The following is a 26,439-nucleotide window of genomic DNA, read 5'->3' as shown; positions in this document are numbered from 1 at the left end:
GCATCCTATGATTTCATATGTACCTATTCCTTCTGTCATTTGGTTCGGGACAGCAGAAATAAAAAATACGGAGCTCCTACCACAGCAACCACCACACCTGCGGGAATCGCATTCGGCTGAAACAGCGAACGCCCAATCGTGTCGGCGGTGACCAGAATGACGACCCCGACCAAACAGGCTACTGGCAGCAAATGCTGGTACATCGGCCCAACCAGGCGGCGAGCCAGATGAGGCGCAATGAGCCCGATAAAGCCGATGCCTCCGGCCATGGATACGCTGGCACTGGATAGAGCCACAGCTGCGCCCAGCAGTAATAGGCGCTGGCGCTTCACACTTGTACCGATTCCAGCTGCGGTCTCGTCGCCCAACGACAGGTTATTCAGACTGCGCGTCTGCGACAGAACGTAGGGTAATACAATGACTAACCAAGGCAGCAAAGCTGCTGCATGTATCCAGTCCCGGCCCCAAACGCTGCCAGCCAACCAACGTGCGGTAAATGCGTATGTATCCTCATCCAGCCGCAACGACCAATACAGCGTTATAGCGCTAAGGCCCGAGGCTACACCGATACCGGACAAAATCAGACGCACTGGCACGATTCCTCTGTTACGGCTATAGGACAACAAAACAATCAGCACCGCCGCAATGACACCTCCTGCAAAGGTAAACAAGGGGATCAGGACGGCGGCCGAACCGTCCAAGTCGCGAAAAAAGCTAACGAACATCACCAGTCCCAACGCAGCCCCTGCATGAAGACCGAGCACTCCCGGATCAGCAAGTGCGTTCCGTGACAAGCCTTGCATGACCGCCCCGGCTGCGCCTAGTCCCGCTCCAGCCAGCACCGTTACAGCAATACGAGGCAGACGATACTCGAACAGAACGATATGATCACGTCCGCTGCCACCGCCAAACAACGTATCCAGTACGCGTAGCGGTGGAATACGAATCGTTCCGGTATTCAAACCCAAAACAAGGACGGCAAAGCTGATTCCCGCCAATACCAAACAAACGAGCCAAGCCTTTTTCGTTCTCGTGTCCCCAATCCCTAAAGAGCGACTCACTATAAATCCCTCCTTTCCTTACGGGCGAGAAAGAGGAAAAAGGGTACTCCGATAAAAGACACCATAATTCCAATAGCTAGCTCCTCTGGCGGATTTGCCATTCTCGCTCCCAAATCTGCCAGCACCAGTAACACGGCTCCCAATAACGCAGACAGCGGCACGATCTGGCGATAATCCACACCGATTAGCTTGCGAGCGATATGTGGGATAACCAAACCTACAAAGCCGATGGCTCCAGCAGCCGATACAGAGAGTCCGGCCAGTACCACTACGGTCAGCAGACCCAAAAGCCGAATGCGCCTGAGATTCAACCCAAGGTTTAACGCCACCTCATCGCCCATCGAAATCAGCGAAATAGAACGTGCCAGCCCCATAGACCAGGCGATCACAATAAGCAAAATCGGTGCAAGAATCTCAAGCTGCGACCATTTGATCCCGGCTACACCACCCGCATACCAGAAGGCTAAATCCTGACTTAAATCAAAATAAATCGCAATCCCCGAAGTCATGGAACCTAACAGGGCAGCCGTCACAGCTCCAGACACCGTCAGTCTCATAGGTGTCAAACCACCAGGCGCAGATGCTCCCAGACCAAATACCAGTAAGGTACTCATCAGCGCCCCCAGGAACGACAATACTATTAACGTCCCATAAGGAAGATCGGGAAAAAAGGCAAAACTCACTGCAACTACAAACATCGCTCCTGCGTTAATGCCCAGCACACCTGTATCTCCCAGCGGGTTGCGCGTAATGCCCTGAATCAGAGAACCTGCAACCGCAAGCGCAGCTCCAATAACAGCTGCACCGAGTACACGCGGCAATCTCAACTCATGAATGATCTGATGTGTCATCAGCGAACGATCATAGTGAAATACTGCCGACCACACGGTGCTTACGGTCAAGTCCTTGGCTCCGAGAGAAATGGCGGCGAATATGGCCAAACCCAACAATACAGCCGAAGCTGTGAACAACAACGCCTGCCGAATCCTAGCCGCTCGAAGTACTGGACGTGCTGTTATGACTACTTCAGGAACTGCCCTCTCTGTCCGAGCTGTATGTTTGTCCATGCTGTCTTTAGACTGCATTTGATGAGGTCACTCCCTCCGTACCTGAAAAAATCATTATGTTTTCCAAAACAATAACGATAATGATAATTGTTATCAACTTGATACATAATAGCATGTTTCTATGACATTGCAAGCCAAAAACTGTTCCCCATAAGAGGAACAGTTTTTGAATATATCTATATGATTTTACTACATAGGTGACTCCAAACGGTCCTCTCTTTAGTACGTAGGCCAGCCTGCCGAATCCCATTTTAAATCACTAATCAGAAGTTTTGGATTTCCTTTATCAGTGGCATCATAGGCATGACGCGCAATCACACTGTTGTTATAGACGGATTGGCCGCCCGGTCCCTTCCAACGGTCATTCCCCGCATCCAGTATCGTTCCGCCGCCGTCCATCAGGCTTTTGCCGCTCTTGTCCACATACGGTCCGGTAATACTAGTAGAGCGACCGTAAATAATCTTATAATTACTATCTACGCCTTTGCAGCAGTTATCAATGGAAGCAAACAGATAATAATACCCATCGCGGTATGTAACATGTGGCGCTTCCAAACCACCCGCCGTACGCTTGGCGATAGAATAGATCTGCCCCGTAGGCTTCATCGTATTCTTGTCCAATCGAGTCACTTTCAAGCCTGAATTCCATGAACCAAAGGAAAGCCACGGGTTACCGGAAGCGTCAATGACGAGATTTGGGTCAATCGCATTATAATCGTTGGCATCCGTCGTACGCAGCACGAGTCCATCATCTCTCCAGCTCCCCGCGCCAATGCTTGTTGCTGAAGTCAATCCAATGGCCGAAGTGCGTGACCCAAAAGTAGAAATGGAATAGTAAACCCAGACACGTCCATTGTACTTCTGAGCGTCCGGTGCCCACACATCGTTAGGCTTTTGCTTAGGTACATACGATTTCCACCATGATGGCGGCGACAGGAATATTTGCGGCAATCTGTAAAAATTGCGTCCGTCGTCCGATCTTTGAACCTGTATCCCCTGCCCTGTGGAGAAAATATACCAAGCGTTGCCTTCTTTCGTAATGGACGGATCATGTACTGCCACATCACCAGTTAACGCCCAGTGCTCTGCGGATGCAGATGGCATCACTGAAAGTAACAAAGCAGCCGAGGTTACGGCAGCAAACGCCGTTCGGGTCAATTTACTCCGTACTGATTTTTTCCATGCTTTCAACATTTCTTTCGCACCTCCGAATGAGTATCTTATAATGAAATTCAGGTGACACACCTATTACATTAGTGTTTATACTTATGAAGTTACCCATATATTAACCTATCACATTCTATTTTGTAAACGCTTTATTTCAAATAAAAAGAAATTTATAAACTACGCATAACGCTTTACATACGAGGATTTTGCAAAATCCTGATACAAAAAAGGGAGCCCGCAGGCTCCTTTTCAAATTAGCATATTAAATAGATTTTCGTTTTTATTCAGTTCCGTATATTTAAGCCCCTTGCGGTTCATTCGTTCAATTAAAGGAAAATAGTCTTCCTTGTGGAACAGCTCAATGCCGACCAGAGCTGGTCCATTTTCCTTATCATTCTTTTTCGTATATTCAAACCTAGTAATATCGTCGTCCGGTCCAAGCACATCCTGTAGAAACTCACGCAGTGCCCCAGCTCTTTGCGGGAAATTCACCATAAAATAATGCTTCAGTCCTTCGTAAATTAGGGACCGTTCCTTAATCTCCTGCATTCGATCTATATCGTTGTTACCACCGCTGACGATACAGACAACCGTTTTGCCTTGAATCTGCTCGCGGTACAGATCAAGTGCTGCAACAGGCAGTGAACCCGCAGGCTCCACAACAATCGCATTTTCATTATACAGCTCCAGAATCGCGGTACATGCTTTACCTTCCGGTACCTTCACAATATCGTCCAAGGTATGTTTACAAATATCGTATGTCAGCTGACCCACACGCTTCACCGCAGCTCCGTCAACAAACTTGTCTATTTGATCCAGTGTAACCACCTTGTGTAAACGCATCGCTTCCGTCATCGACGCCGCGCCAAGGGGTTCCACACCAATGACCTTGGTGGATGGACTCACGGTTTTAACATACGTACCTACGCCTGCCGCCAAACCGCCGCCGCCAATCGTTACGAACACATAATCCATAGGTGTATCTAGACTCTCCATCACTTCCATCGCAATCGTACCATTGCCCGCAATAATTTTCGGCTGATCAAACGGATGTATGAAGGTCATTGCCTGTTCGCTACACACCTTCATGGCCTCATCATAGGCATCGTCAAACGTATCTCCAGTCAAAATGACCTCGACACTGTTTCCGCCAAAGCGACGAACCTGCTTCACCTTCTGATTGGGCGTTGTACTCGGCATAAATATTTTACCATGGATACCAAGTGCATTACATGAAAAAGCCACACCTTGCGCATGATTCCCCGCACTCGCACACACGATGCCTTTTTCCATTTGCTCAGGAGTCAAGCTACGGATCATGTTGTAAGCTCCACGGATTTTAAAGGACCGCACGACTTGAAGATCCTCTCTTTTCAGATACACATTACAGTTATATTTGGCCGATAGGACGGCATCCCTCTGTAAAGGTGTACGTACAATCACCTCACGCAGCATATGATGCGCCCGTACAATATCCTCCATGCCAACGGTTGACGCCATGGCCGGGTCATTTTTCTGGGTTTCTGTTGGTTCCATAGGTTCTCCACGCTCCGCCTGAATATTTCTGTATTTGAAATCTTTCAAATATCATACCACGTTTACCCATAGCTTGTGCAGATGATAGCATGAAAATGAGAATGAAAATCAATCAAATCTAAAAAAAGGAAGACCGGGATCAATGCCCGATCAACCTTTTCTGACGTTGCACATTTCTTGTATTCAATCGCTCCATTGAATACCTTTCCGATTACCCTTTTACTCCACCTGCCGTCATTCCTTCAATAAAGTAACGCTGGAAGAATAGAAACACGACCAGAATCGGTAAAATAGCCAAAACGGAGCCCGCAATCAGCACATCATAATTGTTGCCATATGGCGTCAGCAGACTAGACAGTCCAATGGGCAGTGTCAGCATGTCGTTGGTCCGCAATACAATCATCGGCCACAGGAAGTTATTCCAACTGTTCATCGCCTGCAAAATAGCCATTGCCGCAAATGCAGGCGCCATTAGAGGCATCATAATGCGTACGAAAATGCCATATTCTGAGCAGCCGTCAACCCGCGCAGCATCCATAAAATCCTTGGGTACTCCACTCAAATATTGACGGAAGAAAAAGATTGGGATCGGCGCGACGACGAAGGGTAGAATTACACCCCATACTGTATTAATCAGCTTCATGCCGATCATTAGCTTGTAGAGCGGCAGCATGATAATTTCTACCGGGATCATCATCACGACCAGCACTAGTGTGAAAATCACATTTTTCAATCTAAAACGGTACATCTCCAGACCATACCCCACCATCGCCGACAATATCAGACATAACACCGTAAACAAGACGGTAATAACAATACTGTTCCAGTACCATTGAAAATAATCCGTCGTCCCCTGAAAGATGAACGCATAGTTTTTCAAGGACATGATGTCCCACTCCAGCTTAAGATTCAAGCCGTAGCGCAACAGCTCTGTCGATGGCTTGAACGAGGCAAGCGTCACGGCAAATAGCGGAAACAGGGCAAACCCGGCAAACAGAATGAACAGGACAACGAGCAATGCGGATAACGAGCCTTTTTGTTTCTGAGCCATCGCTTAATCCTCCTTCCGGAACATGCCGAAAAATTTGAGCTGGATCAGGTTCAGCACGAGTGTAAATACGAGCAATACAATGCCCACCGCAGCTCCGAAGCCCATACTGTTCTGCTCCAGACCTTGGCGATAGAGATAGCCAACAATCGTTAAACCAATATCGTTCGGGGAGTTATTTCCGTTCCACAACATGTAGCTCTCCGTGAACATGGACAACCCCGCATAAATGCTAATCGTAAATACGTAGATCGTCACTGGTTTCAGCATAGGAATCGTAATCCGCCAAAATGAATCGAAACGACTGGCTCCATCAATCTGCGCAGCTTCATACAACTCGGGAGGAATGTTCTGGAGTCCCGACATGTAGTACAGCATATTTACGCCCAACCATCTCCACAAGGCCAGCACGATCAACGCTAAAAAGCCGGTGTTCGCGTTCATTAGCCATTTGTAAGGCTCCAGACCGAATACCCCCAACAGAGAGTTCATCAGAGAACCATCCAATTCCCCGAACATGAGGCGGAAGATCGTTCCTGCTACCACCACCGAGGTTAGTGCAGGTATAAACATCACGGAGCGAAACAACCCTCTGCCCGGCATTTTAGGCGAATTCAGCAATACCGCCAGTACCAGTGGTAGAGGAATCAGCACGACCAGTGTAAGCAGCGTGTACAGGACGCTATTCAATATCGCCTTTCCAAACGTAGGATTGATTAAGTCCTTATAATTTTCCAGTCCAACATAAGTTGTTATCCCTGGCAGGACTTCCTGGAAGCTCATAATGACCGTCGAGATGACCGGATAGGCAAAAAATAGCGCAAAGGACAGTAAAAATGGAAGGACAAACACATACGGTGCCGTACGACTGGAATGAATAAATCGGCTCCATTGGCTTCTGGCCGGACGCTGAGTTTTTGGCGGCTGACCTGTCGGTACATTAGCGTTCGTATGAACGGGCGTTGCCATGAATCTCACTCCCTTTCCTGTTGGGGTCTATCTCAGTTCATCTGCTAGCTCATGCAGCACCGTGGCTGGATCTTCGCCACTCTGTAGTGTCCGATAAAGTATTTTATTGCGTACAGCACTGGCGATGTCAGGCGTTTTCGGTCCAATATGCACCGCATTGATCTCATCTTTGACTTCGATCAGCGTGTCAAAAATATTTGTTCCGAAATACTCCGTAAATTTATTTTTGGCTTTGGCTTCCGGCATTGTCCACACTTCACTGCGGATGGGATCAAACCCTAGCTGCTTCCAAATCTCCACATTCCCTTGCTTGGATAGCTTGGCAAAGGCTAGAAAACGCATCGCCAGATCCTGGTGCTCTGATTGGTTCGTGACTACCGTTCCGGTCCCGCCCATACCTGCTGAGCGATAGCCGCCTTTTTCCCACGCCGGCATGGGTCTGATGATAATTTTACCTTTGAGGTCAGGCATGTAATCCGTAAAACGCCCCATGTACCACATCGGCATCCATACCGAAGCAGCCCCACCTTTGTTCATAAACCCGTAGTATTCCTCCATGTGATGCCCGCCGCCCGGTGAGGGAATAGCGACTTTGTCTTTTACCAACTGCTGAAGAAATTCAAGTGTTTTAATATTGGTTTCGTTATCCAACGTCAACTCGCCCTTGTCATCTAGAAAATCTGAATTTTGCTGGGAGATCATCGGCCAATAGCTCCACAGATCATTCGTTTCTAAGGTCGCCATTGGCTTGCCTGTTTTCGCCAGTACTTGCTTGCCTGCAGCAGCATAGTCTGCCCAGGTGACGATGGAATCCGGGTTTACCCCCGCCTGATCCATAATCTCTTTATTGTAATACATCACTTCGGCCCCAACGTGGAAGTCAATGCCGTAATATTTACCGTCTTTGCCGTAAATCTGTACTCTGGAAGGTACAATGTTATTGATCTCGGGGTCAATCACCGGATTGAGCGGGACCAGTTGCGGTATCCCTTTGAGGAAATTACCGATCTTGTTCACCTCGATATCCGCGATATCCGGCGCTCCCACCCCCGATTGCAGCGCAATCGACAGCTTGCTGTGATGGTTGTCATAAGGAAATGTATTCGCTTTCAAATTAATCAATTCATCAGGGTGCTGTTGGTTCCATTGGTCAGCCATTTGCAGAAAAAACTTCTCATGCAGTTCATTGAACGTCCATAATACAAGTTCTGTTCCCGGCCCTTCCTTTTCATCGGTCTTGAAAGAACAGCCTTGCAGCAGTCCAGCCATCAAAACCACCGCCATAAGCATCAAACCCATGCTTTTTCTTCGCAGCAGCATATCCTTCCCCCTTCGCATGATGAAATCCTAATTCATAAATGATTGCGCTTTCTTTTATTATTTAACATCAATACAAATTAGTTTACAACAACATTATTTATAAAATATTTTTTTCAACGCCGATTAGCGTCTCCATTGCATTATAGGGGGCAAATGAATTGAATGCGGTTATGATGATTTTTGCATAAAAAGAGGCCCCACTCGAATTGAAACTCGAAGTTGGGCCTCGTTCTTTTAACTATTCTTGGGAATGAGCTGCTTCGTCCTTAACTTCTTCCCGAAATGATCTAATACTTTCTTTACGACGATTATTTTTTTCTTCGATCTGCTTACGTTCCTCGTTGCTGATTTCAGAGGAAAATTCGTTCAGATATCCTTCAGCTTCATGCAGGTTCTGCTGTGTGTTCTGAATACTTTGTTGCAAATGTTCAACATTATCGGCTCGATTATCTGGTTTTGCCATTCCTTTGTCGCCTCCTAATCATGGGGTCGCTCAGTAGAGCGCTAATCCGTAGCTTGATCGCTATCGGATCATTTTATGCATGCCTGAGCCAAATTAATAAAATGGAGTAATTTAGATTACATTATTCAGTTATATTAAAGTTAGAAGATATGAGAAAAGGAGCCCCGTTTATGGAAACGAATAAGCAAGAGCCGCTAAGGGGACAATTAGCCACTCTTCTTCAAGTGCTGATGGTGTCCGCAAAATTAGGACTCACTTCCTTTGGAGGACCGATTGCACATATAGGATACTTCCATGATGAATACATACGTCGCCGAAAGTGGATGGATGAAGCAAGTTACGCCGATCTTGTAGCCCTCTGCCAGTTTCTCCCTGGTCCTTCCAGTAGTCAGGTTGGCATTGGAATTGGGGTTGTAAGAGCAGGATTACTTGGAGGACTTGCTGCCTGGATTGGTTTCACACTGCCGTCGTTTCTTGTGTTAGTTGCGTTTGCTTTCTTGCTTCAAGGATACGATATAGCGAGTGCGGGGTGGATTCACGGATTAAAGATCGTAGCTGTTGCGATTGTGGCCCATGCTATTCTAGGTATGGGACAGAAGCTGACGCCTGATCGGGATAGGGCGACAATTGCCGTGATTTCCGCCGTGATTACGTTGTCCTGGCATACAGCTTACAGTCAAATTCTAATCATTGTTACTGCTGGTGTTATCGGGTTATGGCTTTTTCGAAAGCAAGAGGCGGAGATTACGTCCAATCTTCAAATTGCGATTAGCCGAACTTTTGCGGTCTGCTCCTTGATTGTATTTGTTGCAATGCTTGTGGCACTTCCGCTTCTTAGATCCTCAGAGGAAGTGGGATGGTTAACGCTGTTCGATAGCTTTTTTCGTTCAGGCTCTTTGGTATTTGGTGGGGGACACGTGGTATTGCCGCTTTTGGAGAGGGAAGTTGTTCCAACTGGATGGGTTAGCCGAGAGAATTTCTTGGCAGGTTACGGAGCTACGCAAGCCGTTCCAGGGCCGTTATTCACCTTTGCAGGTTACCTTGGAGCTATGGCCTGGGGGTTACCAGGAGCGATGATTGCTACTCTCGCCATTTTTTTGCCAGCATTTCTTCTTGTTGTCGGCGTACTTCCGTTCTGGAATAAATTAAGAAACAGTCCGAAAATCCAAAGGGCTTTGGTAGGAGTGAATGCAGCTGTGGTTGGTATTTTGCTGGCTGCGCTGTATGATCCGCTTTGGACTACCGCCATCCTGAAGCCAATAGACTTTGCTCTGGCGGTCATTTTGTTTGTGATGCTGGTTTTTTGGAAGCTGCCGCCCTGGGTGGTAGTTCTTGTGGGGGCAACTGGAGGAATGCTGCTAGGATAAGAGCCGACAGCCTACAAGCAGTCGACTCTTTTGGGCAATGATTTTAACCAGGTTACTCGCCCTATCCTCAACATTTTAACTTATCCGGTATTTAAATCTGCTCTCCACTCAGATTAAAATGCTCTCCAAACCATTGGCCTGCGGCGGCAGCTTCTGTACGGGTCAATTGATGACCATTGCGTTCCCAATATGCTTCCACCTGCGCTCCGGCTCCCTCCAATAATGCTTGCAGCTCCCGGGATTCCGAAGCCGGAACAATCGGGTCATTTTCACCGGAAGACAGAAATACAGGGACACCGTTCAATTCAGGCAAGTCCAGCCCACGCAACGGCACCATTGCATGGTGCAAAATAGCTCCGCGTAACGCTTTTGCATCGTGAAAGAGCATGCTGGCGGCTATGTTTGCACCATTGGAATAGCCCAGAGCCACCACGTTATTACGGTCAAAATCGTATTGCTCTGCAGCTGTGTCCACAAATTCGCTCAGTTCTTTGGTACGAAATACGAGATCCTCAATGTCGAACACTCCTTCTGCCAAACGGCGAAAGAAACGCGGCATCCCATTTTCCAGCACATTTCCTCTTACGCCTAACACAGAAGCTCCCGGTGCTACCATCTCAGCCAAAGGTATTAGGTCTTGTTCATTCCCGCCTGTACCATGCAACAGCAAAATAACCGGGGCTTGCGGATGATTTCCTTTACGAAATACGTGTTTCATCTATATTTCCTCCCTCGTTTTTCTTTAAATTAAGATTCTTATTTTTAGTATAAATTGATTATAGCCAACTTCATTGCTTTTTACAACACAATCGACCTCATGTAATTCTTTTTTCTAAAATGATGTCTTGTTCCATTGACATGTAGTATAGCTGTATTTTACTATGGTGTTAGATATTTAGAATATTATCTAAATATCTAAAGGAGGAAATGTATTTTGAACGATGCCTTCAAAGCTTTGGCTGATCCGACCCGGCGTACAATCTTGCAGCTTTTAAAGGAAAAAAGCATGAGCGCAGGCGAAGTAGCTGAACATTTTCAAATTAGCAAACCCAGCATCTCCCACCATCTCAATATCCTAAAGCAGGCTGGGCTGGTGCTGGATGAACGACAGGGGCAAAACATTATATACACCCTGCATACAACGGTTGTGGCGGATGTCATCGGTTGGATGTTCAGTATAGCCCACTCCGATACCCCTGCCAGGAAAAATGTGAATCATATTAAGGATGGGGAGGAATCTGAATGAAATTTCGAACACCTTGGAGCTTGACGGATGTTTTGACAACTTTGATTGCCTTATCACCCGCCATAGGCGCTATACTGCTGTACGACCGGCTTCCCAATGTTCTAGTCTCGCATATTAACTTTAACAATACAGCAGACGGGTATACGAGCAAAAGTGGTTCTATTATCATGCTCGTGTTGTTGGGCCTAGTCCCGCTGGTCATTCGATTGGCACGCCACATGGACCCCAACAGAGCTAATTATGAGAAATTTTCAAAAGCCTATGAGGTTACGCGTGTAGGCACTTCGCTCATTCTCGCTATAGCCGGTTGGGGAATGCTGCTGTATAACCTGAATATACGACTGCAAATGAATGCTATAATTTTAGGATTAATAGGCCTGATGCTGATGGTGATGGGGAATTATATGACTCAGGTACAGCCGAACTATACGTTCGGTATCCGCACGCCGTGGACTCTGTCTAATCCCGAGGTATGGCGTAAAACGCACCGTTTCGGGGGGCCTATGATGATGCTTGGCGGTGCTTCAGCGTTGGTGGCGGCATGGATCGGTGGAATGGCGGGAGTAGTCATTTTCCTAACCGTACTGATCATATCCGTTATCTCTCCTGTACTCTATTCTTACTTGTTGTATCGTAAGCTAAACAAGTAAATAGACAAAGCCACACCTGAACCTAAAAAAGGAACCTCCCAAACCGCGATAAACGCAGAATGGGAGGTTCTTTTTACAAGTGAATATTTATTTAAAACAACAGCTTATCGGGATGGGTGCCTACACGCTCATCCAGATGAAGACCATTAATTCGGTCAATATCCTCAGGAGTTAGTTCAAAATCGAACAAATCGGCATTTTCGCGGATACGATGCGCGGTAACCGATTTGGGAATCGTCACAATCCCCCGATCCAGATGCCAACGCAAAATGACCTGCGAAGAGGTTTTACCGTATTTGGCAGCAATCTCAACGATGTCCGCTTGCTCGGTTAATTTCCCCTTCATCAGCGGGCTCCACGATTCTAGCTGAATCTGGTGCTCCCGGCAGTATTGATGCAGCTCTTGTTGTGTCAGACGTGGGTGAAGCTCCACTTGATTGATGACAGGAACCATGTTGCTATCTTGGAGGAGGTCTTCGAGATGGTGAACTTGGAAGTTACTAACGCCGATAGCGCGTACGCTTCCTTCTTCATACAAGCGTTCAAATGCTTTCCAGGTTTCCTTGTACTTATCCTTACCAGGCCAATGAATGAGATACAGATCAATGATATCCAGACCCAGCCGTTTACGACTTTCCTCAAAGGCACGCAGTGTTGAATCGTAGCCCTGATCCTGATTCCATAGCTTGGTGGTTACAAACAGATTTTCTCTAGCCGCTCCACTATCACGAATGGCTTGTCCAACCAGTTCCTCGTTGCCGTAGATCGCCGCTGTATCAATGTGACGGTAACCGACCTCAATAGCTGTTTTGACCGCTTCGTAGACCTCATTACCTTCCGCCTTGTAGGTACCAAAACCAAGCCAAGGCATCTGAACTCCGTTATTCAGTACAGTTGTATCTGCAATGTTCCCCATGTCTATTCCTCCTGTTCCTGATTATGAATTATCCAACGGGATGGTTACAGTTTAGTTGCATCCTGAAAAGCATTCACTTGAAGCGGAGCAGCCAACAATTCTTTAGCGGCGGCAACAAATGCCTGGAAATGGGCAGAATTATTATGGAAATCTACAGCAGCAGCATCTTTCCACTCTTCAACCATCGTAAATGCGTTAGGATCATTCAGATCCTGCATTAACGTGTAACGTACATTGCCTTCTTCAGCTTGGGATGCGCTGATCAGCCCTTGGGTTTGTTGCAAAAAAGTTTCTCTTTTCTCAGGTAAAACTTTCATATCGGCATGAATAATAATCATATTATGTTCCTCCTCGTATTATGTAACTATTTCTATTATAGACCATTCTTTCGATAGAATAAAAGTGCGGGCGTTTCTGTAATGCAGTAAAATGGATCGTATGGAGGAGATTATCGGCTGATTCGTTCCTCCTATATTTTGTTTAACGGCGGTGAAGGCATGTGCGTTTTCAGGCAAAACTAATAGTATTTATATCCCTTTTAGTACTGGTAGTTACCGGGCTGTTGGGATTATCCTTTCGATATATGATCACCTCCGCTCTATATGATGAAATCGGAAAAAGGGCGCTAACCGTCGCCAATACCCTCGCCGTAGATGCGCAGGTCAGAGACGCTCTGGAGCGGACCGAGACGACGCAATTGCGTTCGCGTATCAACGAGGCCATAAAGCCCGTCCAAGCCAGCAGCGGAGCTGATTTTATTACTATTGCTGATCGCCATCTCATCCGGCAGTGGCATGTAAACCCGGAGCGCATCGGCACGCCTATGATAGACCCCATGAATGATAAGGTACTGCAAGGGCAGTCCTTGATCACTGAATCGACGGGCTCTCTCGGACCGTCAATACGCGCCAAAACAGCCGTTTATGATCAGCAAGGTAAGGCCATCGGGCTCGTCTCTGTAGGTTTTTTAATGACAGATGTGCAGCAAAATATTCGTACATACACATATGCATGGCTCTGGTTAATGGTGGGTGCTCTGATGATCGGCATATTGGGAAGCCTGATTATAGCGCAACGGGTACGCCGCGCACTGCATGGACTGGAGCCAGTGGAGATCGGACGGTTGTACCAGGAAAAGCAAGCCATTATTGAGTCCATCGGCGAAGGGATTATCGCGGTTAATAGTAACGGACAAATCACACTTGCCAATCCACAGGCAGCTCGTTTGATCGGACTCCCGCCGGAAACCTCTATCTACGGATGCGACCTTCGTCACTTGACTGGTGTTCCGGATGTACTGGTTGATATGCTTGTTGCCGATTACACAGTAGAGCATTCAACGATGGGGCCAGATCAGGGACAGTACATATGGAATAAGGAAATTGAGGTCCAGCAGCGAATTGTAGTCGTCAGCCGTGTGCCGATCCAGGATCGTTCCGGTCGCATCATGGGCACAGTTGCCAGTCTGCGTGACAAGACCGAACTGCTCCGAATGACACAACAGTTGACAGAGGTCAAAGATTATGCGGAAGTACTGCGATCACAAACACACGAATACGCCAATCGGCTGTATCTCATATCCGGCCTGATTCAGTTGGAGTGTTATGACGAAGCGGTGGACTTTATCACCCAGGAATCAGAGGAATATCGTGTACACAGGCCGATTGCCACAGCTCTCCTGCCCGATTCAATCATCGCCAGCCTACTGATCGGTAAGAAGAAACAGGCGCTGGAAAAAGGGATTTTACTCCATTCTGATATTAAAGGAGCATTCTCAACCCAGTCTCCTACGTTGGAGTGGTCCTTTCTCGCTTCCATAGCCGGAAACCTGCTGGACAATGCCATGGAAGCTGTTGCGATGTCCTCCATCTCTGACGGACAGGTCTGGTTCCGGCTTGAAGAAACGACTGAAGCCATCATCGTCGAAGTTGCAGATAACGGATCGGGAATTTCTCACGATATCCAAGAAAAGCTGTTTGTCAGAGGAGCTTCGACCAAAGCAGAAGCTGGACATGGATATGGCCTTGCTCTCGTGCTGGAGTACACTGAACGAATGGGCGGCTCTATAGAAGTACACGAACGGCCTGGTGGTGGAAGTATTTTTGAGGTATACATTCCTTTACAAAGAACTGATACGAGTAATGATGCAAAAGGAGATTACGCCCATGAATGAGCGGGTTTTATCGGACATTGAGGTTCTTATTATTGAAGATGATCCGCGAATTGCGGAGATTAACCGCCGATTTATTGAAAAGGTGGATGGGTTCACCGTATGTGCAATCGCGACGAACGAATTTGAGGCAAAACTTCAACTGGACGTACTCCGTCCTCCTCTAGTCGTGCTGGATGTTTATTTTCCTGATACGGATGGTCTAACCCTGCTATCGTTCATCAAGCAACACTATCCGGGTACAGATGTTGTTATGCTGACTGCCGCCAAAGAAGCTGAAACAGTGGTACAAGCCGTTCGTGCAGGTGTGTTTGATTTTATCGTGAAGCCGCTTGTATTTGAGAGATTGCGTGCTACCTTGAAGGAATACGCCCGGTTTCGGCGACAAGTCACAACATGGCAGGAAGAACAATCCACGGTGGAGCAATCGGAAATTGACAGTTTGCTTCAAAGCGCGGGCACCGGTCGGATGGCAGGGAACGTAGTTGGAGATCTATGGGCCAAAGGCATCGATAAAGTGACTTGCGACAAAGTGTTAGATCTCCTGAATCGACGGGGTGAGGTGACTACAGGTACAGTGGGAATTGAGCTGGGTATGAGCCGTTCTACAGCCAGAAGGTATCTGGAGTACTTAGTGGAAAGTGGCGATGCGCACCACGATCAGGTGTACGGAACCGTTGGCAGACCGGAGCGTATCTATCGCCGACAACGGGGGGATGCATAAACCTTACATATCTGATGTCCTGGTACTTCCCCCTCCTCCCATTCGTAATTTTAATGAATTTAATTCATTTAATCGATCAAAACGGTTTAAATGACCACATTATTTACGTCCTCCTTCCCGATTGCTAGAATGATCATCAGTTAGTTGATTGATAATGATTATCAGTTTCTCTGGTAAGCATACTTGGAACGGGGGATAATATATGGCAACACCGAAACAACCACTGCGCACAGGCATGCTGCTTGCAGTGATCCTGGCACTACTGACGGTCATTATGGCGGGATGTGGAAGCCAGTCACAAGATAACAGCGCAGCAGCACCTCAAGCAACAGGCGACACTCGAATGATTAAACATGAGATGGGAGAAACCAAAGTTACAGGTACACCCAAAAGAATCGTAACCTTGGAATTCTCTTTTGTCGATGCTACAACCCAACTGGGCGTAACACCTGTCGGCATAGCTCAGGAAAATGACGATGATATTGAGGGGCTGCTCGGCAAGAAAATAAACTTCACACCAGTAGGCACGCGCAAACAGCCCAACCTGGAGACGATCAGCTCCTTGAAGCCGGATTTGATTATTGCCGATCTGAATCGTCATAAAAGCATATACAAAGAACTAAGCGAGATTGCTCCGACCATTGTTCTAAAGAGCCGAAATTCCTCCTATGAACAAAACCTGGCATCCTTCAGTGTCATCGCCGATGCGTTGGGTGAGAAGGAAAAAGGCGAGCAAATTCTCGCGGCGCATAAAGCTACAATGAAAAAGTTGAAAGAAGGCATCCAAGCGGGTGAGCCACGCAGCGTATTGCTAGGGGTATTCCGTTCTGATTCACTATCGGCTCACGGCGCTTCATCCTTTGATGGACAACTGCTGGAGCAAGCAGGTATCCACAACGCCCTTCAAAATACAAGCGAACCTACCGTCAAGCTGACGCTGGAACAGATTTCACAAGCGGATCCTGATGTGATCTTTTTGGTGGAAGCCGACGAGAAGCTGATTGCGGAATGGAAGCAAAACCCGCTTTGGCAAAACATTACAGCCGTCAAAAAAGGGGAAGTTTACGAAGTAAACCGGGCACTATGGACCCGGTACCGTGGACTCGGCTCAGCCGAGAAAATACTGGAGCAAGCCATTTCGCTTCTGTATCCCGCGCAAAGTAAAGGAGACGGCTCCCATTGATCGGACAAGCCTCACGCGACCGGCTGAATAAGCCGGTCTTCTTTGCACTTATCGCTGCGTTGCTGGCTGGATTGCTACTCAGCGTGGCGATTGGCCCAGTCAGGATGGACATCCCCACCATGCTGACTGCGCTGTTCACCGAGCACCCGTCCAAGGATCAGCTCATTGTCTTGACGGTCCGCCTACCGCGTGCCGTTATTGGCCTAATCGTCGGGGCCGGGCTTGCCGTGGCAGGAGCCCTGATGCAGGCCATCACACGCAACCCGCTGGCTTCGCCGCAGGTATTCGGGGTCAGCTCAGGCGCTTCGCTGGCTGTCGTGCTGTCCGTCGTGCTGCTGCCGAATATCGGATCGTCCGGCAGCATTTATTTTGCTTTCGCCGGGGCCATCGCAGGCGGCTCCTTCGTATATGCGCTGGCCGGAACGGCGGGCATGACGCCGGTCAAGCTGGCCCTAGCCGGGATGGCCGTGCATCTGCTGCTGGCCTCCATCACCCAGGGACTGCTCGTGTTTAACGAGCAAATATCTGATGTGCTGTATTGGCTCGCCGGAGCCATCGACGGGTCCACATGGGCCGACACGCGTCTGGTGCTGCCATGGTTTGCCGTGGGTATGATTCTTGCACTGGCGCTAGCCCCTTCGCTATCTGTGCTGAGCCTCGGGACGGAGGTCGCACAGGGATTGGGACAAAACGTACGTCTTGTCCGTCTACTGGCCTCGGCCTCAGTGATTATGCTGGCAGGCTCTGCCATAGCGGTAGCCGGGTCCATCGGCTTTTTGGGCCTGATGGTACCGAATATCATCAAGATGTTTACAGGCGACAATTACAGACGGATCATCCCCCTGTCTGCAATCTGCGGAGGTCTTCTGCTGACCTATGCAGACGTGCTTGGACGATTTATTGCATTTCCTTATGAATCGCCCGTTGGCATTGTAACCGCACTGGTGGGCGCGCCCTTCTTTTTATATCTAGCGCATAAGAACGGGAGGGCTTCACGATGAAAAAACTGTGGATTTTACTCGCGCTCATGCTGAGTGTTGCTTTTATAGCTATAGGCGTAGGCAGCACCTACATTACGCCCTCTGAGCTGATCGCGGCTCTGACTGACCGGAATGCCTCTTCCTGGTTCATCGTTCACCATTATCGGCTGCCGCGCGGCCTGCTGGCCATCATGGCCGGAGCTGGGCTGGCAGTGGCCGGTGTTCTGCTGCAAGGCATGATCCGCAACCCGCTAGCCTCACCAGATGTGGTAGGTGTATCCAAAGGGGCCGGCTTTGCGGCGGTTCTCGTCATCGTACTGCTCCCCTCATCCCCAGTGGCGCTGTTGCCTGTAGCCGCCTTTGTCGGTGCCGGGCTAGCAGCACTGTTGCTCGTACAGCTTTCGATGAAGGGAGGCATGCGTCCCAACATGCTAGCCTTGACCGGACTGGCGGTGGGCGCTATTTTTCAGGCTGCGACCGACTATATACTGGTCAAGTATCCACTCGAAGCCAGCGACACGCTCACTTGGCTAGCTGGAAGTCTGTGGGGCAAAGGCTGGGACGAAGTGTACGGGCTACTGCCGTGGTTAATCGTGTTACTACCTCTCGCCTATGCACTACAGCGCAAGCTGGATATTATGAGCCTAGATGAGGAAAGCTCTGCTGGGCTGGGACTTAGCGTGAAGCGTGTGCGTACAGGACTGCTAGCCGTGTCAGTCGCCTTGGCTGCCTCCTGTGTCGCTGCCATCGGCTCCATCGGATTTATCGGACTGCTGGCACCGCATCTGGCACGACGGTTATTTGGCAATCGCCACCGCTATCTATTGCCCGGCTCGGCGATGATCGGCGCGCTGATTCTCGTCCTCTCCGACGCGCTCGGACGGGGTCTGAAGCCGCCGCTCGAAATTCCCGCTGGCATCGTGACAGCCGTCATTGGCGCGCCATATTTTTTGTATCTATTACTACGGGAACGCAAACAGAAAGGCAGCGGATAGGATGAGGATAAGGAGTTGCGCATCGCAGCTAAACGCTGTATTATACCGTAGCGTTTAGCTGCGTTACCTTCTCACCTGTACACCGATACGCTGATTAATTTCTTTTGTAAACGATTTATCATGTAGTAATCTCTTTTTAAAATCATTTATCATTTCAGGCAAGCTGGCATTTGTGTTAGGATCCAAATCGTTAAAAAAGACAGCTAGCTCTGTCAAATGCCCTTCCTTATCTGTCGCATACATGGCCAGTGTCAAAACGTAAGCTGTGGAGCCACCTTTTTGCCCAGTATGTTTCAGAAATTGCTGGTTTTCAGGAAGAACCATAAGAGGTTTCTCCATGACCTCGGACAATAACTTTTGCTCAACTTTTGTGAACCCTTGACGGCGGTTCAGCTTACTCATTAAAAAGGCATAATCGGCTGTCGTTGAAGCTATAAAACGATCCGTATTGATACGGTCATAATCCTGATCATACCAGGTCTTAATATCTGCGTTTCTCTTGTAAGAACCACTCACATCACGGCGCAGCTTGTTATGAATCACACGGGCATATCGGCGAAACTCCGTGTCAGACATCGCCTGGATGGCTTCTTTGGCAGAAATATTATTCTTTGTATTATTCCAATTCTCACCTTGGCTCTCCTTCATACGTTCGTAAGGAATCAGAATTGAGGATACAAAAGGATAAATAGGATCATGATTTTGCAAACCCAAGTTGGCTCTCGTCCGATTGATCGCTTCCAACCCCAGTTTGTCCATTAAATACTCCGCATTGGCGTTGGAACTGAATTGAATCATCCCCTTGGCAACCTCACGTACAGATACAGTTTCATTCTGTATCCGCCCTTTAGCTTCCATATCCTGTAGCCACGCCGCGTGAGCACCACCATCCAAACCCGGCAAATAAAACCTTTCCAGCGAAATCAGCTTCACTCTCTTATCCGGGTTAATCTGACCCACCGCCGCTTGCTTGGCATATTCAATCGCAATGATCGTTTTGACAGTGCTCGCCAAAGGCATCATCCGGTTCTCTTCTTGGCCTGCCAGCTTTTTTCCATCTCTCAGAATCGTAATCGAAACCTTTTCTGCATTCGTCTCCACAAAATGAAGCAAACACCGAGCAGCATCCTGTTCCTTCGTTTCACCCTGAACCTCGGCTACAATCGCAGTTGTGGGTCGGACGGTATTCGGGGGATTAGCCACTTGATTCTGCACGAAAGATAGTAATCCTGTTGTCACACCCATAACGATGAGCACTGTAGCCACAATAGTTGCTATTATGATAAGGCACTTTCGTTTCACTATAACCTCCCCCTGTATGCATTTCATACATAGGTTTATTTTCCCATTTTTATATTTCAATTTCTATTTTAAACGAAAACACAGTACAAAAAGTTTCATTACGTGTCATATTTTCAAATAACATAAAAAAGAGAGCCTCCTGTATATAACACAGGCTGACTCTCTTTCATTATTCTTCAACACTTATGCTGGATAGGGTACTTCGGTTCCATTCAAAATGAGGTGCATTCGAATTTCCGCTTTTAAGGAATCGGATACGGCACAATATTTTTCCTTACCCATCTGAATTGCTTTCCATACGCGGTAATCCGGAATATCTCCATCTACGTGGAATGTCAGATCAATCGCTGTAAAGCCTGTCGGCGTTTCTTCCTTGCGCGTACCTTCTGCGTCAATATCAATACGAGCAATGTCCGACAAGAAACGATCCAAAATCATTGTGATATCAATACCCATACATCCTGCCAGACCTGCCAACAGCAGTTCCATGGGTGTCATTCCTTTACCATCACCGCCATAAGCCGCCGTAGCATCCATCCCTACCGAATAACCGGATGGTCCCTCCGAAGTAAACGCGCGTTTACCGTGCCAAGTTGTAGATACTTTCATGTTCAAAGGCCTTCTTTCCATTTTAATAATCTATGATTCATCCTCGATCTTATTTTAAAATTCACTGATTTGGCGTAAAAATTTCTGTGTTCTCTCATGCTGGGGAGTATCAAAAAACGCCTGTGGCGCTGCCTCCTCCAAAATGATACCATCTGCCATAAATACGACCTTGTCCGCCACCTCACGAGCAAATTTCATCTCATGGGTAACCACGACCATCGTCATCCCATCTTGAGCCAATTCTCGCATAACACCCAGCACTTCCCCTACCAGCTCGGGATCAAGCGCCGATGTCGGCTCGTCGAACAGCATAATTGCCGGGTCCATCGCCAGCGCACGCGCAATGGCTACCCGTTGCTGCTGTCCACCGGACAGACGTGAAGGATGTACATCCTGCTTGTCCGATAACCCCACCCGCTCCAACAACCGTTGTCCGATGGACATAGCCTTGTCGCGCGGCATTTTTTTTACGGTCAGCAGTCCTTCAATGACATTGCCGATGGCGGTTTTGTGCGGATACAGATTGAATTGCTGGAACACCATCCCCGTCTGTTTGCGAATATCACGAATGGCTGCTTGGCGGACACGAACGGGAGCTGTAGCATCGACCTCAATCCCATTTACCTCAAACTTGCCGGAAGACAGCTCTTCCAGACCGTTCAGGCAGCGCAGCAAGGTACTTTTACCTGAGCCGCTCGGGCCGAGTAATACGACGATTTCACGAGCGGCAACCTGAAAATCAATGCTTTTCAGAACCTCTACCTGTCCGAATCGTTTACCTAAACCGTTTGTTGTTATCATCATCTATCATCTCCACCTTAATAAGCTCGAGCCAGACGCTTTTCCACCCGCTCCAGTATAGCGGAGAATCCAATGCTCATAATCCAGTACATCAGGCCAATTTCGAGCAGAAACGGCATGTAGAGCAAATACTGTGCTTGTAAAAGCTGGGCCTGTCGCATCAATTCACTGACCCCGATCACCGACACCAGCGATGTTTCTTTAAGCATACCCACAAATGTATTCCCCATCGGTGCAATTGCAATGCGTACCGCCTGAGGAAGAATAATACGCCACATCGTTTGACCGGGCGACATTCCCGTCGCATAAGCTGCCTCGGTCTGACCCTGGGGTACGGCCAAAATAGCTCCACGGAACGTCTCCGACAAGTACGCACCTGTATTAATACTGAGTGCCAGACAAGCAGCCGTCAGCGATCCGAATGATATTCCATAATCATCCAGTCCATAATAAATGACCGCAATCTGCACCAAAACCGGCGTCCCCCGGATGATCGATACATACATGCGCGCCAGCCATCGCACGGGTCGATTCCCCTTCAACCGGGCCACAGCAACAACCAAACCAAGGATTAAGCCAAAAAACATAGAGACAATCGTAATATATAGCGTATAATAAGCACCCTTTAATAAAAAAGGGACGTTCTCCCACATTAATTCAAGCATCGGTTATATTCCCTTCTTTCAGACGAGTGGCCCCATGTCAGCATAAAAGCCAAGACTGGAGCCAGACGCCTCTAACAGGCTTACGTTATTCTTTTGGCTCCTCGCCAAACCACTTTTTGAAAATTGTTTTATAAGTGCCGTCTTCCTTCATTTCCTTCAAAGCCTTGTTCAAGGCTTCTTTGAGCTCAGGAGTTTTCTTGTTAATGGCTACACCCGCTTGATCCGATTTAATCGGCTCGCCTACGGCTTTAATTTGGAACCCGTTTTTATCGATAATGGGCTTGAGAGCATACAGATTGTTGATTGTTGCGTCAATACGTCCAGAGTTTAGATCCTTTAAGGAAGTAATGACATCATCATATGTTTTAATCTCAAAATCGCCTACCTTCGGCAGTACTTCATTCCGCAGATAAGATTCATCATTCGTTCCCAAGCCGACACCAATGGTTTTGCCTTTAAAGTCCTCCAGCTTGGTAATATCATTTGTTTTGCTGTTTACGATAATGTTTACATTGTTTGTGATATAAGGCTCTGTGAAGTCAATGGCCTTCTTACGATCCTCTGTAATCGTCACCTGACTAATCACTGCATCGAATTTTTTCTTTTGCAAACTTGGAACCAGTCCCGAAAATTCTTGTGCCGTGAACTCCGGTTTCACTCCAATCCGCTTCGCCAATTCTTTGGCAATATCTACATCAAATCCGTCCAATTCCTTGTTGTCGTTCAAAAAATTGTACGGCGGATAGGTGCCCATCATGCCTACCTTCATTACACCAGCCTTTTTGATGGCTTCGAGCTGGTTACTCGCTGCCACATTACTGCTACCCGCTCCATTGCTAGTATTAGAAGCTTCTGGCTTAGTACCGCAAGCGCTCAGCACAAGGCTGAACAATGCCAGAGCCATAAGTATAGTTACCAAGAACCCTTTTTTACGTGTTTTCATGTATCCTTCTCTCCTGTCTGGATGTAAATGATTGAGTTCATATATGTGATTTGGCTATATTATTTGTTGCCAACTACCCATTCATGCGATGTTGACCCTCTAGCTTTGACCTAATAATCCGTAAAATTCAAAATTAGCCGCTTCTTCTGCCAATCTTTTAGCAGTTATCTGCGTGATGTGGTCATGTGTTCCCTCTGAACCGAATAGCCAGCGTGTAATGACACCTTCGATCATGCTCATGAGTAGTGCCGCCCTTAATTCGACATCCAATTCAGCAGGCAACATGTTCAGCTCCATCGCTCTTTCCATATTGCGCCGGAATGCCAGCTCCATCGCGGCCCTTGTCTCTCGGATACTCTGGCGCACCGGTTCATCGACACCGCTGCCGATCAGCAGCAACCCCATCAGATAGCGGTTCTCCGATGCAAAATCAAATAATCGAACAAACAGCGCTTCCGAAGCCTTAACCATATCAGCCAGCGTTCCCGCATCACGGCGATATCCCTGTCCAATCGCTGACAGTAGTTGTTCACGACCGGTGGCGATAATCTCCAGCGCCAGTGCCTCTTTGCTTTTAAAATGCCAATAAAACGTGCCTTGGGCTACTCCCGCCTCTACCACGATATCTGAAATCTTCGTTTGGTGGTAACCCTGCTCGGCGAACCGCTTTAATGCAATGTGAAGAAGCTGTGTTCTGCGGTCTGTTTCTTCTCCCGCATGCTCAGCAGGTTGGTCATTTGAGTCAATCTCGGACTGCTTCGCCTTCCGTGGCTGCATGGATTTCCTCCTCCCGATTGATCAGTCAGTCAGTTTTGTATTTTTAATCCTATAGGATAAGTATACTTTTGTCAAAGAAAAAAGTGTCAGAAGAAAATAAAGTTTTGCTGCTCCAAGCGGCTTTTAAATTTTAAAAACCGACAGATCCCATAAAATAAGTATTAGACTGGCGCCAACAAAAAAGACAGCGGCAGTCTCAGACTACCGCTGTTTTATTAAACTAACGTTTCTCGTTAGCGTAATGGGTTCATTGTCATTAGCCTCAACCGCTTACTTGTTTGCTCAGACTCCTGGCAACAGCTGGGGCATGATGCTTTTGCCATAATCCAAGACGTACTTATTAATCTCTGAGACAAGTTTTGTGTCCTTAGTTTTGTAGTGCACCTTGTTAATTACGAAGTAACCTGTACTAGAATATTGCTCATCACTCGAAAACATCAACGTAAAACGATAAAACAAAAAAGCCGCTAAAATAGCGACTTCAAATGGGACTATGCTCTTGTCCCCCGACAGTTAATCCAGATACAAAATCTCAATCTCGCCCGGAGCGAAGGATTGCTCTGCGTAATTCCCCCCCCAATCACAAAGCGATCTCAAAATGGGTTCAAGTGATTGACCCAGTTCCGTCGTTGAATATTCCACCTTAGGCGGTACCTGATTGTACATCTTTCTGCGAATTAATCCGTCTGTTTCCAGTTCCCGAAGAGTTTGAATCAGCATCTTTTGCGATATATTATGAACGAGTCGCTTAAGCTCTCCCGTCCGTTTAGGTCCTTTTATTAAATAGTACAGAACAAGCCCCTTCCACTTTCCTCCGATAACCTCTAGTGTAACTTCCAGTTCACAGAAAAATGTTTTCATATCAATACACCATCTCCCGATCTAAGAATATCCCCTTCATGTATCGCTTGATCCTTCAAGGATCACTGAAGGAAAAATTGAACGTTACATGGAGGGGATAATACAATCGCCTTTAAGTTGATTTAAAAATCTTTGTCGTTTGAAAATTACTATGTCCTGGTTAAACTTGAGCTACTCCGCCATCTACGAATAATTCAACGCCGTTCATATAGCTGCTTTCATTAGAGGCTAGGAACATGACAGCATTGGAGATCTCTTCAACCTGCCCCACTCTGCCGAGCGGAATATCATTTTTTGCCTGTTCCAGTAAATGATCTAGTTCAGAGCCAAATAACTCATCGTACGCCGGCGTTACGATTGTTCCCGGACTAAGGATGTTTATACGAATTTCGGTCCCTCTCATATCAAGAATCCAGCTGCGGACGAGCTGTCTGATCGCTGCCTTGGATGCACCATAGATACTAAACGCTGGCATCCCCGTCGAGCCAGCAGTGGATCCCGTTAGAATAATCGAACCTCTTTTATTTGGAAACAAAGCTAATGCCTTTTGTACTGTAAAGATGGTTCCTTTCACGTTGACATCGAAAGTCTTGTAGTATTGTGCTTCTGTAATTTCTCCTAATGGAAGCAATGACCCTAGTCCGGCATTTGCAAAGAGAATGTCCAAGTGTCCCTTTTCTCGCTTAACTGTTTCAAATAATATATCTAGATCTTCCGATTTAGATATGTCACCTCGGACACCTGTAACATTCTTTCCGATCTGCTTTACTGCTTCATCCAGTTCACGTTGTCTGCGTCCCGTGATAAAAACGTAAGCCCCTTCTTTTACGAACTGTTGTGCCGACGCGAGACCGATGCCGCTTGTACCTCCGGTTACAACTGCTACCTTCCCGTCAAATTTCCCCATTCTATTACACTCCTTTTATAATGATTTATATGGTATAGGATGCTCTGTCTGCTTCATGAACCTCCTATGAACGATAGTATGGGGGAAAAGTTACAAGAAAAACAGTACCCACTTTTTTGTGATATAGTCACCAAAAAGTGATAATTGAGGCGGCACAAGCGTTTGTTTTTACAGCCTAACAGATGGAAGTGAGCTCCATTAAGTTTGAGATTGTATATGTGCTTTTAATTTCTGCCGGACTTCTTTGTCCGGTTCTGTTGACCCAACAGGTGTCAATGCCCGACTGAAGACCACCATCTGAAATATGACTTATGACGTAATTGAAAAATTCTCCCTTCGGTTTTTGATAACCAATGCTTTGCGAATCAAAGATATCCTCGAAAAACTTATATAGCCCAGACTGCTTCAAGCGTTTGATTTGCGTGTGAGTGATACCATTCGTGATTACGAACATTCGATGGGTCTTTGATAAGCGATGACAGACATCCATTGCGCCTTCCATAAGCAATTGGTTTCCATCTCCCAACAATTCTCTATACAAACCTTCCCATTCCAAGCCGACCACGATTTCCCTCATTCTCAACATTGTAAAAGAGGGCTCCATTAATTACTCACCACATGATACCACGTATTTGAACTATCCTGCCCGTTCGTATTATGGGATCAACCAGTTCTTTCTGGTTGATCCTTTTTGCCTTTGCTTTGAGGATTA

Annotated in this window: 28 protein-coding genes; 8 read left to right on the top strand and 20 right to left on the bottom strand. The window is 47.3% G+C overall.

What is annotated here, in order from left to right; all coding sequences use genetic code 11:
* Window positions 1-35 precede the first annotated feature (35 nt).
* The 8 genes from G9G53_RS20525 to tlp all read right to left on the bottom strand — a co-directional run bounded on the left by G9G53_RS20525 (window position 36) and on the right by tlp (window position 8,631).
* Window positions 36-1,061: a FecCD family ABC transporter permease gene (locus tag G9G53_RS20525; RefSeq protein WP_165149949.1), complete on the bottom strand. Its 1,026-nt coding sequence runs from the start codon at window positions 1,059-1,061 to the stop codon at window positions 36-38.
* Window positions 1,061-2,146, bottom strand: a complete 1,086-nt coding sequence (locus G9G53_RS20520; protein ID WP_165149947.1) for a FecCD family ABC transporter permease — start codon at window positions 2,144-2,146, stop codon at window positions 1,061-1,063. The genes G9G53_RS20525 and G9G53_RS20520 overlap by 1 nt, the downstream gene beginning before the upstream one ends.
* A 201-nt stretch (window positions 2,147-2,347) precedes the next feature.
* Window positions 2,348-3,322, bottom strand: coding sequence for a glycoside hydrolase family 43 protein (locus G9G53_RS20515; RefSeq protein WP_029517134.1), 975 nt, complete (start codon window positions 3,320-3,322; stop codon window positions 2,348-2,350).
* 222 nt (window positions 3,323-3,544) lie between these two features.
* Window positions 3,545-4,831, bottom strand: coding sequence for a threonine ammonia-lyase IlvA (gene ilvA, locus G9G53_RS20510; protein WP_165149945.1), 1,287 nt, complete (start codon window positions 4,829-4,831; stop codon window positions 3,545-3,547).
* A 211-nt stretch (window positions 4,832-5,042) separates the two neighbouring features.
* Complete coding sequence (locus tag G9G53_RS20505) at window positions 5,043-5,882, bottom strand: carbohydrate ABC transporter permease (protein ID WP_029517136.1); 840 nt, start codon at window positions 5,880-5,882, stop codon at window positions 5,043-5,045.
* Window positions 5,883-5,885: 3 nt separating this feature from the next.
* Complete coding sequence (locus G9G53_RS20500) at window positions 5,886-6,848, bottom strand: carbohydrate ABC transporter permease (RefSeq protein WP_029517137.1); 963 nt, start codon at window positions 6,846-6,848, stop codon at window positions 5,886-5,888.
* A 27-nt stretch (window positions 6,849-6,875) separates the two neighbouring features.
* Window positions 6,876-8,168, bottom strand: coding sequence for an ABC transporter substrate-binding protein (locus G9G53_RS20495; RefSeq protein WP_165149943.1), 1,293 nt, complete (start codon window positions 8,166-8,168; stop codon window positions 6,876-6,878).
* 238 nt (window positions 8,169-8,406) lie between these two features.
* Window positions 8,407-8,631: a small acid-soluble spore protein Tlp gene (tlp, locus tag G9G53_RS20490; protein WP_013308822.1), complete on the bottom strand. Its 225-nt coding sequence runs from the start codon at window positions 8,629-8,631 to the stop codon at window positions 8,407-8,409.
* A 170-nt stretch (window positions 8,632-8,801) separates the two neighbouring features.
* On the opposite strand from tlp, the gene G9G53_RS20485 reads away from it, so the two are divergent.
* Window positions 8,802-9,998, top strand: a complete 1,197-nt coding sequence (locus G9G53_RS20485; protein ID WP_165149941.1) for a chromate transporter — start codon at window positions 8,802-8,804, stop codon at window positions 9,996-9,998.
* Window positions 9,999-10,089: 91 nt separating this feature from the next.
* Here G9G53_RS20485 and G9G53_RS20480 read toward each other — a convergent pair whose 3' ends face one another.
* Complete coding sequence (locus G9G53_RS20480) at window positions 10,090-10,716, bottom strand: alpha/beta hydrolase (protein WP_165149939.1); 627 nt, start codon at window positions 10,714-10,716, stop codon at window positions 10,090-10,092.
* Between the two features lie 216 nt (window positions 10,717-10,932).
* Here G9G53_RS20480 and G9G53_RS20475 point away from each other — a divergent pair, with 216 nt between their 5' ends.
* Window positions 10,933-11,244, top strand: coding sequence for an autorepressor SdpR family transcription factor (locus G9G53_RS20475; RefSeq protein WP_029517140.1), 312 nt, complete (start codon window positions 10,933-10,935; stop codon window positions 11,242-11,244).
* Window positions 11,241-11,894: an SdpI family protein gene (locus G9G53_RS20470; RefSeq protein WP_165149937.1), complete on the top strand. Its 654-nt coding sequence runs from the start codon at window positions 11,241-11,243 to the stop codon at window positions 11,892-11,894. Before G9G53_RS20475 ends, G9G53_RS20470 begins: the two co-directional genes overlap by 4 nt.
* A gap of 91 nt (window positions 11,895-11,985) precedes the next feature.
* Here the strand turns inward: G9G53_RS20470 and G9G53_RS20465 are convergent, their stop codons facing one another.
* Together G9G53_RS20465 and G9G53_RS20460 are read right to left on the bottom strand one after the other, a co-directional pair.
* Window positions 11,986-12,810: an aldo/keto reductase gene (locus G9G53_RS20465; protein ID WP_165149935.1), complete on the bottom strand. Its 825-nt coding sequence runs from the start codon at window positions 12,808-12,810 to the stop codon at window positions 11,986-11,988.
* 44 nt (window positions 12,811-12,854) lie between these two features.
* Complete coding sequence (locus G9G53_RS20460) at window positions 12,855-13,148, bottom strand: putative quinol monooxygenase (RefSeq protein ID WP_013308817.1); 294 nt, start codon at window positions 13,146-13,148, stop codon at window positions 12,855-12,857.
* A gap of 161 nt (window positions 13,149-13,309) precedes the next feature.
* On the opposite strand from G9G53_RS20460, the gene G9G53_RS20455 reads away from it, so the two are divergent.
* The 5 genes from G9G53_RS20455 (at window position 13,310) to G9G53_RS20435 (ending at window position 18,862) form a co-directional block, all read left to right on the top strand.
* Complete coding sequence (locus G9G53_RS20455; protein ID WP_165149933.1) at window positions 13,310-14,983, top strand: ATP-binding protein; 1,674 nt, start codon at window positions 13,310-13,312, stop codon at window positions 14,981-14,983.
* The gene (locus tag G9G53_RS20450) at window positions 14,976-15,704 is read left to right on the top strand and encodes a response regulator (protein WP_165149931.1); all 729 of its coding nucleotides are present in this window, start codon (window positions 14,976-14,978) and stop codon (window positions 15,702-15,704) included. Before G9G53_RS20455 ends, G9G53_RS20450 begins: the two co-directional genes overlap by 8 nt.
* A 202-nt stretch (window positions 15,705-15,906) precedes the next feature.
* Window positions 15,907-16,887: an ABC transporter substrate-binding protein gene (locus G9G53_RS20445; RefSeq protein WP_165149929.1), complete on the top strand. Its 981-nt coding sequence runs from the start codon at window positions 15,907-15,909 to the stop codon at window positions 16,885-16,887.
* Complete coding sequence (locus G9G53_RS20440) at window positions 16,884-17,888, top strand: FecCD family ABC transporter permease (RefSeq protein ID WP_165149927.1); 1,005 nt, start codon at window positions 16,884-16,886, stop codon at window positions 17,886-17,888. The genes G9G53_RS20445 and G9G53_RS20440 overlap by 4 nt, the downstream gene beginning before the upstream one ends.
* The gene (locus G9G53_RS20435) at window positions 17,885-18,862 is read left to right on the top strand and encodes a FecCD family ABC transporter permease (RefSeq protein ID WP_039272375.1); all 978 of its coding nucleotides are present in this window, start codon (window positions 17,885-17,887) and stop codon (window positions 18,860-18,862) included. The genes G9G53_RS20440 and G9G53_RS20435 overlap by 4 nt, the downstream gene beginning before the upstream one ends.
* A gap of 63 nt (window positions 18,863-18,925) precedes the next feature.
* Here the strand turns inward: G9G53_RS20435 and G9G53_RS20430 are convergent, their stop codons facing one another.
* The 9 genes from G9G53_RS20430 to G9G53_RS20390 form a co-directional block, all read right to left on the bottom strand.
* Window positions 18,926-20,164, bottom strand: a complete 1,239-nt coding sequence (locus G9G53_RS20430; RefSeq protein ID WP_165149925.1) for a serine hydrolase — start codon at window positions 20,162-20,164, stop codon at window positions 18,926-18,928.
* Window positions 20,165-20,347: 183 nt separating this feature from the next.
* Complete coding sequence (locus tag G9G53_RS20425) at window positions 20,348-20,773, bottom strand: OsmC family protein (RefSeq protein ID WP_039272373.1); 426 nt, start codon at window positions 20,771-20,773, stop codon at window positions 20,348-20,350.
* A gap of 54 nt (window positions 20,774-20,827) precedes the next feature.
* Window positions 20,828-21,577: an amino acid ABC transporter ATP-binding protein gene (locus tag G9G53_RS20420; protein WP_080710711.1), complete on the bottom strand. Its 750-nt coding sequence runs from the start codon at window positions 21,575-21,577 to the stop codon at window positions 20,828-20,830.
* Between the two features lie 14 nt (window positions 21,578-21,591).
* Window positions 21,592-22,239, bottom strand: a complete 648-nt coding sequence (locus tag G9G53_RS20415) for an amino acid ABC transporter permease (protein WP_165149923.1) — start codon at window positions 22,237-22,239, stop codon at window positions 21,592-21,594.
* An 85-nt stretch (window positions 22,240-22,324) separates the two neighbouring features.
* Window positions 22,325-23,182, bottom strand: a complete 858-nt coding sequence (locus tag G9G53_RS20410; protein ID WP_165149921.1) for a transporter substrate-binding domain-containing protein — start codon at window positions 23,180-23,182, stop codon at window positions 22,325-22,327.
* A gap of 99 nt (window positions 23,183-23,281) precedes the next feature.
* Window positions 23,282-23,959 (bottom strand): TetR/AcrR family transcriptional regulator, encoded by a 678-nt coding sequence (locus G9G53_RS20405; RefSeq protein WP_165149919.1) that lies wholly within the window; start codon window positions 23,957-23,959, stop codon window positions 23,282-23,284.
* Between the two features lie 513 nt (window positions 23,960-24,472).
* A complete protein-coding gene (locus tag G9G53_RS20400; protein ID WP_019685981.1) occupies window positions 24,473-24,820 on the bottom strand; it encodes a winged helix-turn-helix transcriptional regulator in 348 nt (115 codons plus the stop codon).
* Window positions 24,821-24,980: 160 nt separating this feature from the next.
* Window positions 24,981-25,727 carry an SDR family NAD(P)-dependent oxidoreductase gene (locus tag G9G53_RS20395; protein WP_165149917.1) on the bottom strand — a complete coding sequence of 249 codons (747 nt, stop codon included), beginning with the start codon at window positions 25,725-25,727 and terminating at the stop codon, window positions 24,981-24,983.
* Between the two features lie 175 nt (window positions 25,728-25,902).
* Window positions 25,903-26,313 carry an HAD family hydrolase gene (locus G9G53_RS20390; protein ID WP_238437971.1) on the bottom strand — a complete coding sequence of 137 codons (411 nt, stop codon included), beginning with the start codon at window positions 26,311-26,313 and terminating at the stop codon, window positions 25,903-25,905.
* Between the last annotated feature and the right edge of the window lie 126 nt (window positions 26,314-26,439).

Source organism: Paenibacillus sp. EKM206P (genome assembly GCF_011066155.1).
Classification (GTDB): domain Bacteria; phylum Bacillota; class Bacilli; order Paenibacillales; family Paenibacillaceae; genus Paenibacillus; species Paenibacillus polymyxa_D.
Note: the sequence above shows the minus strand (reverse complement) of the source record. Positions and strands in the feature narration are given on the sequence as shown.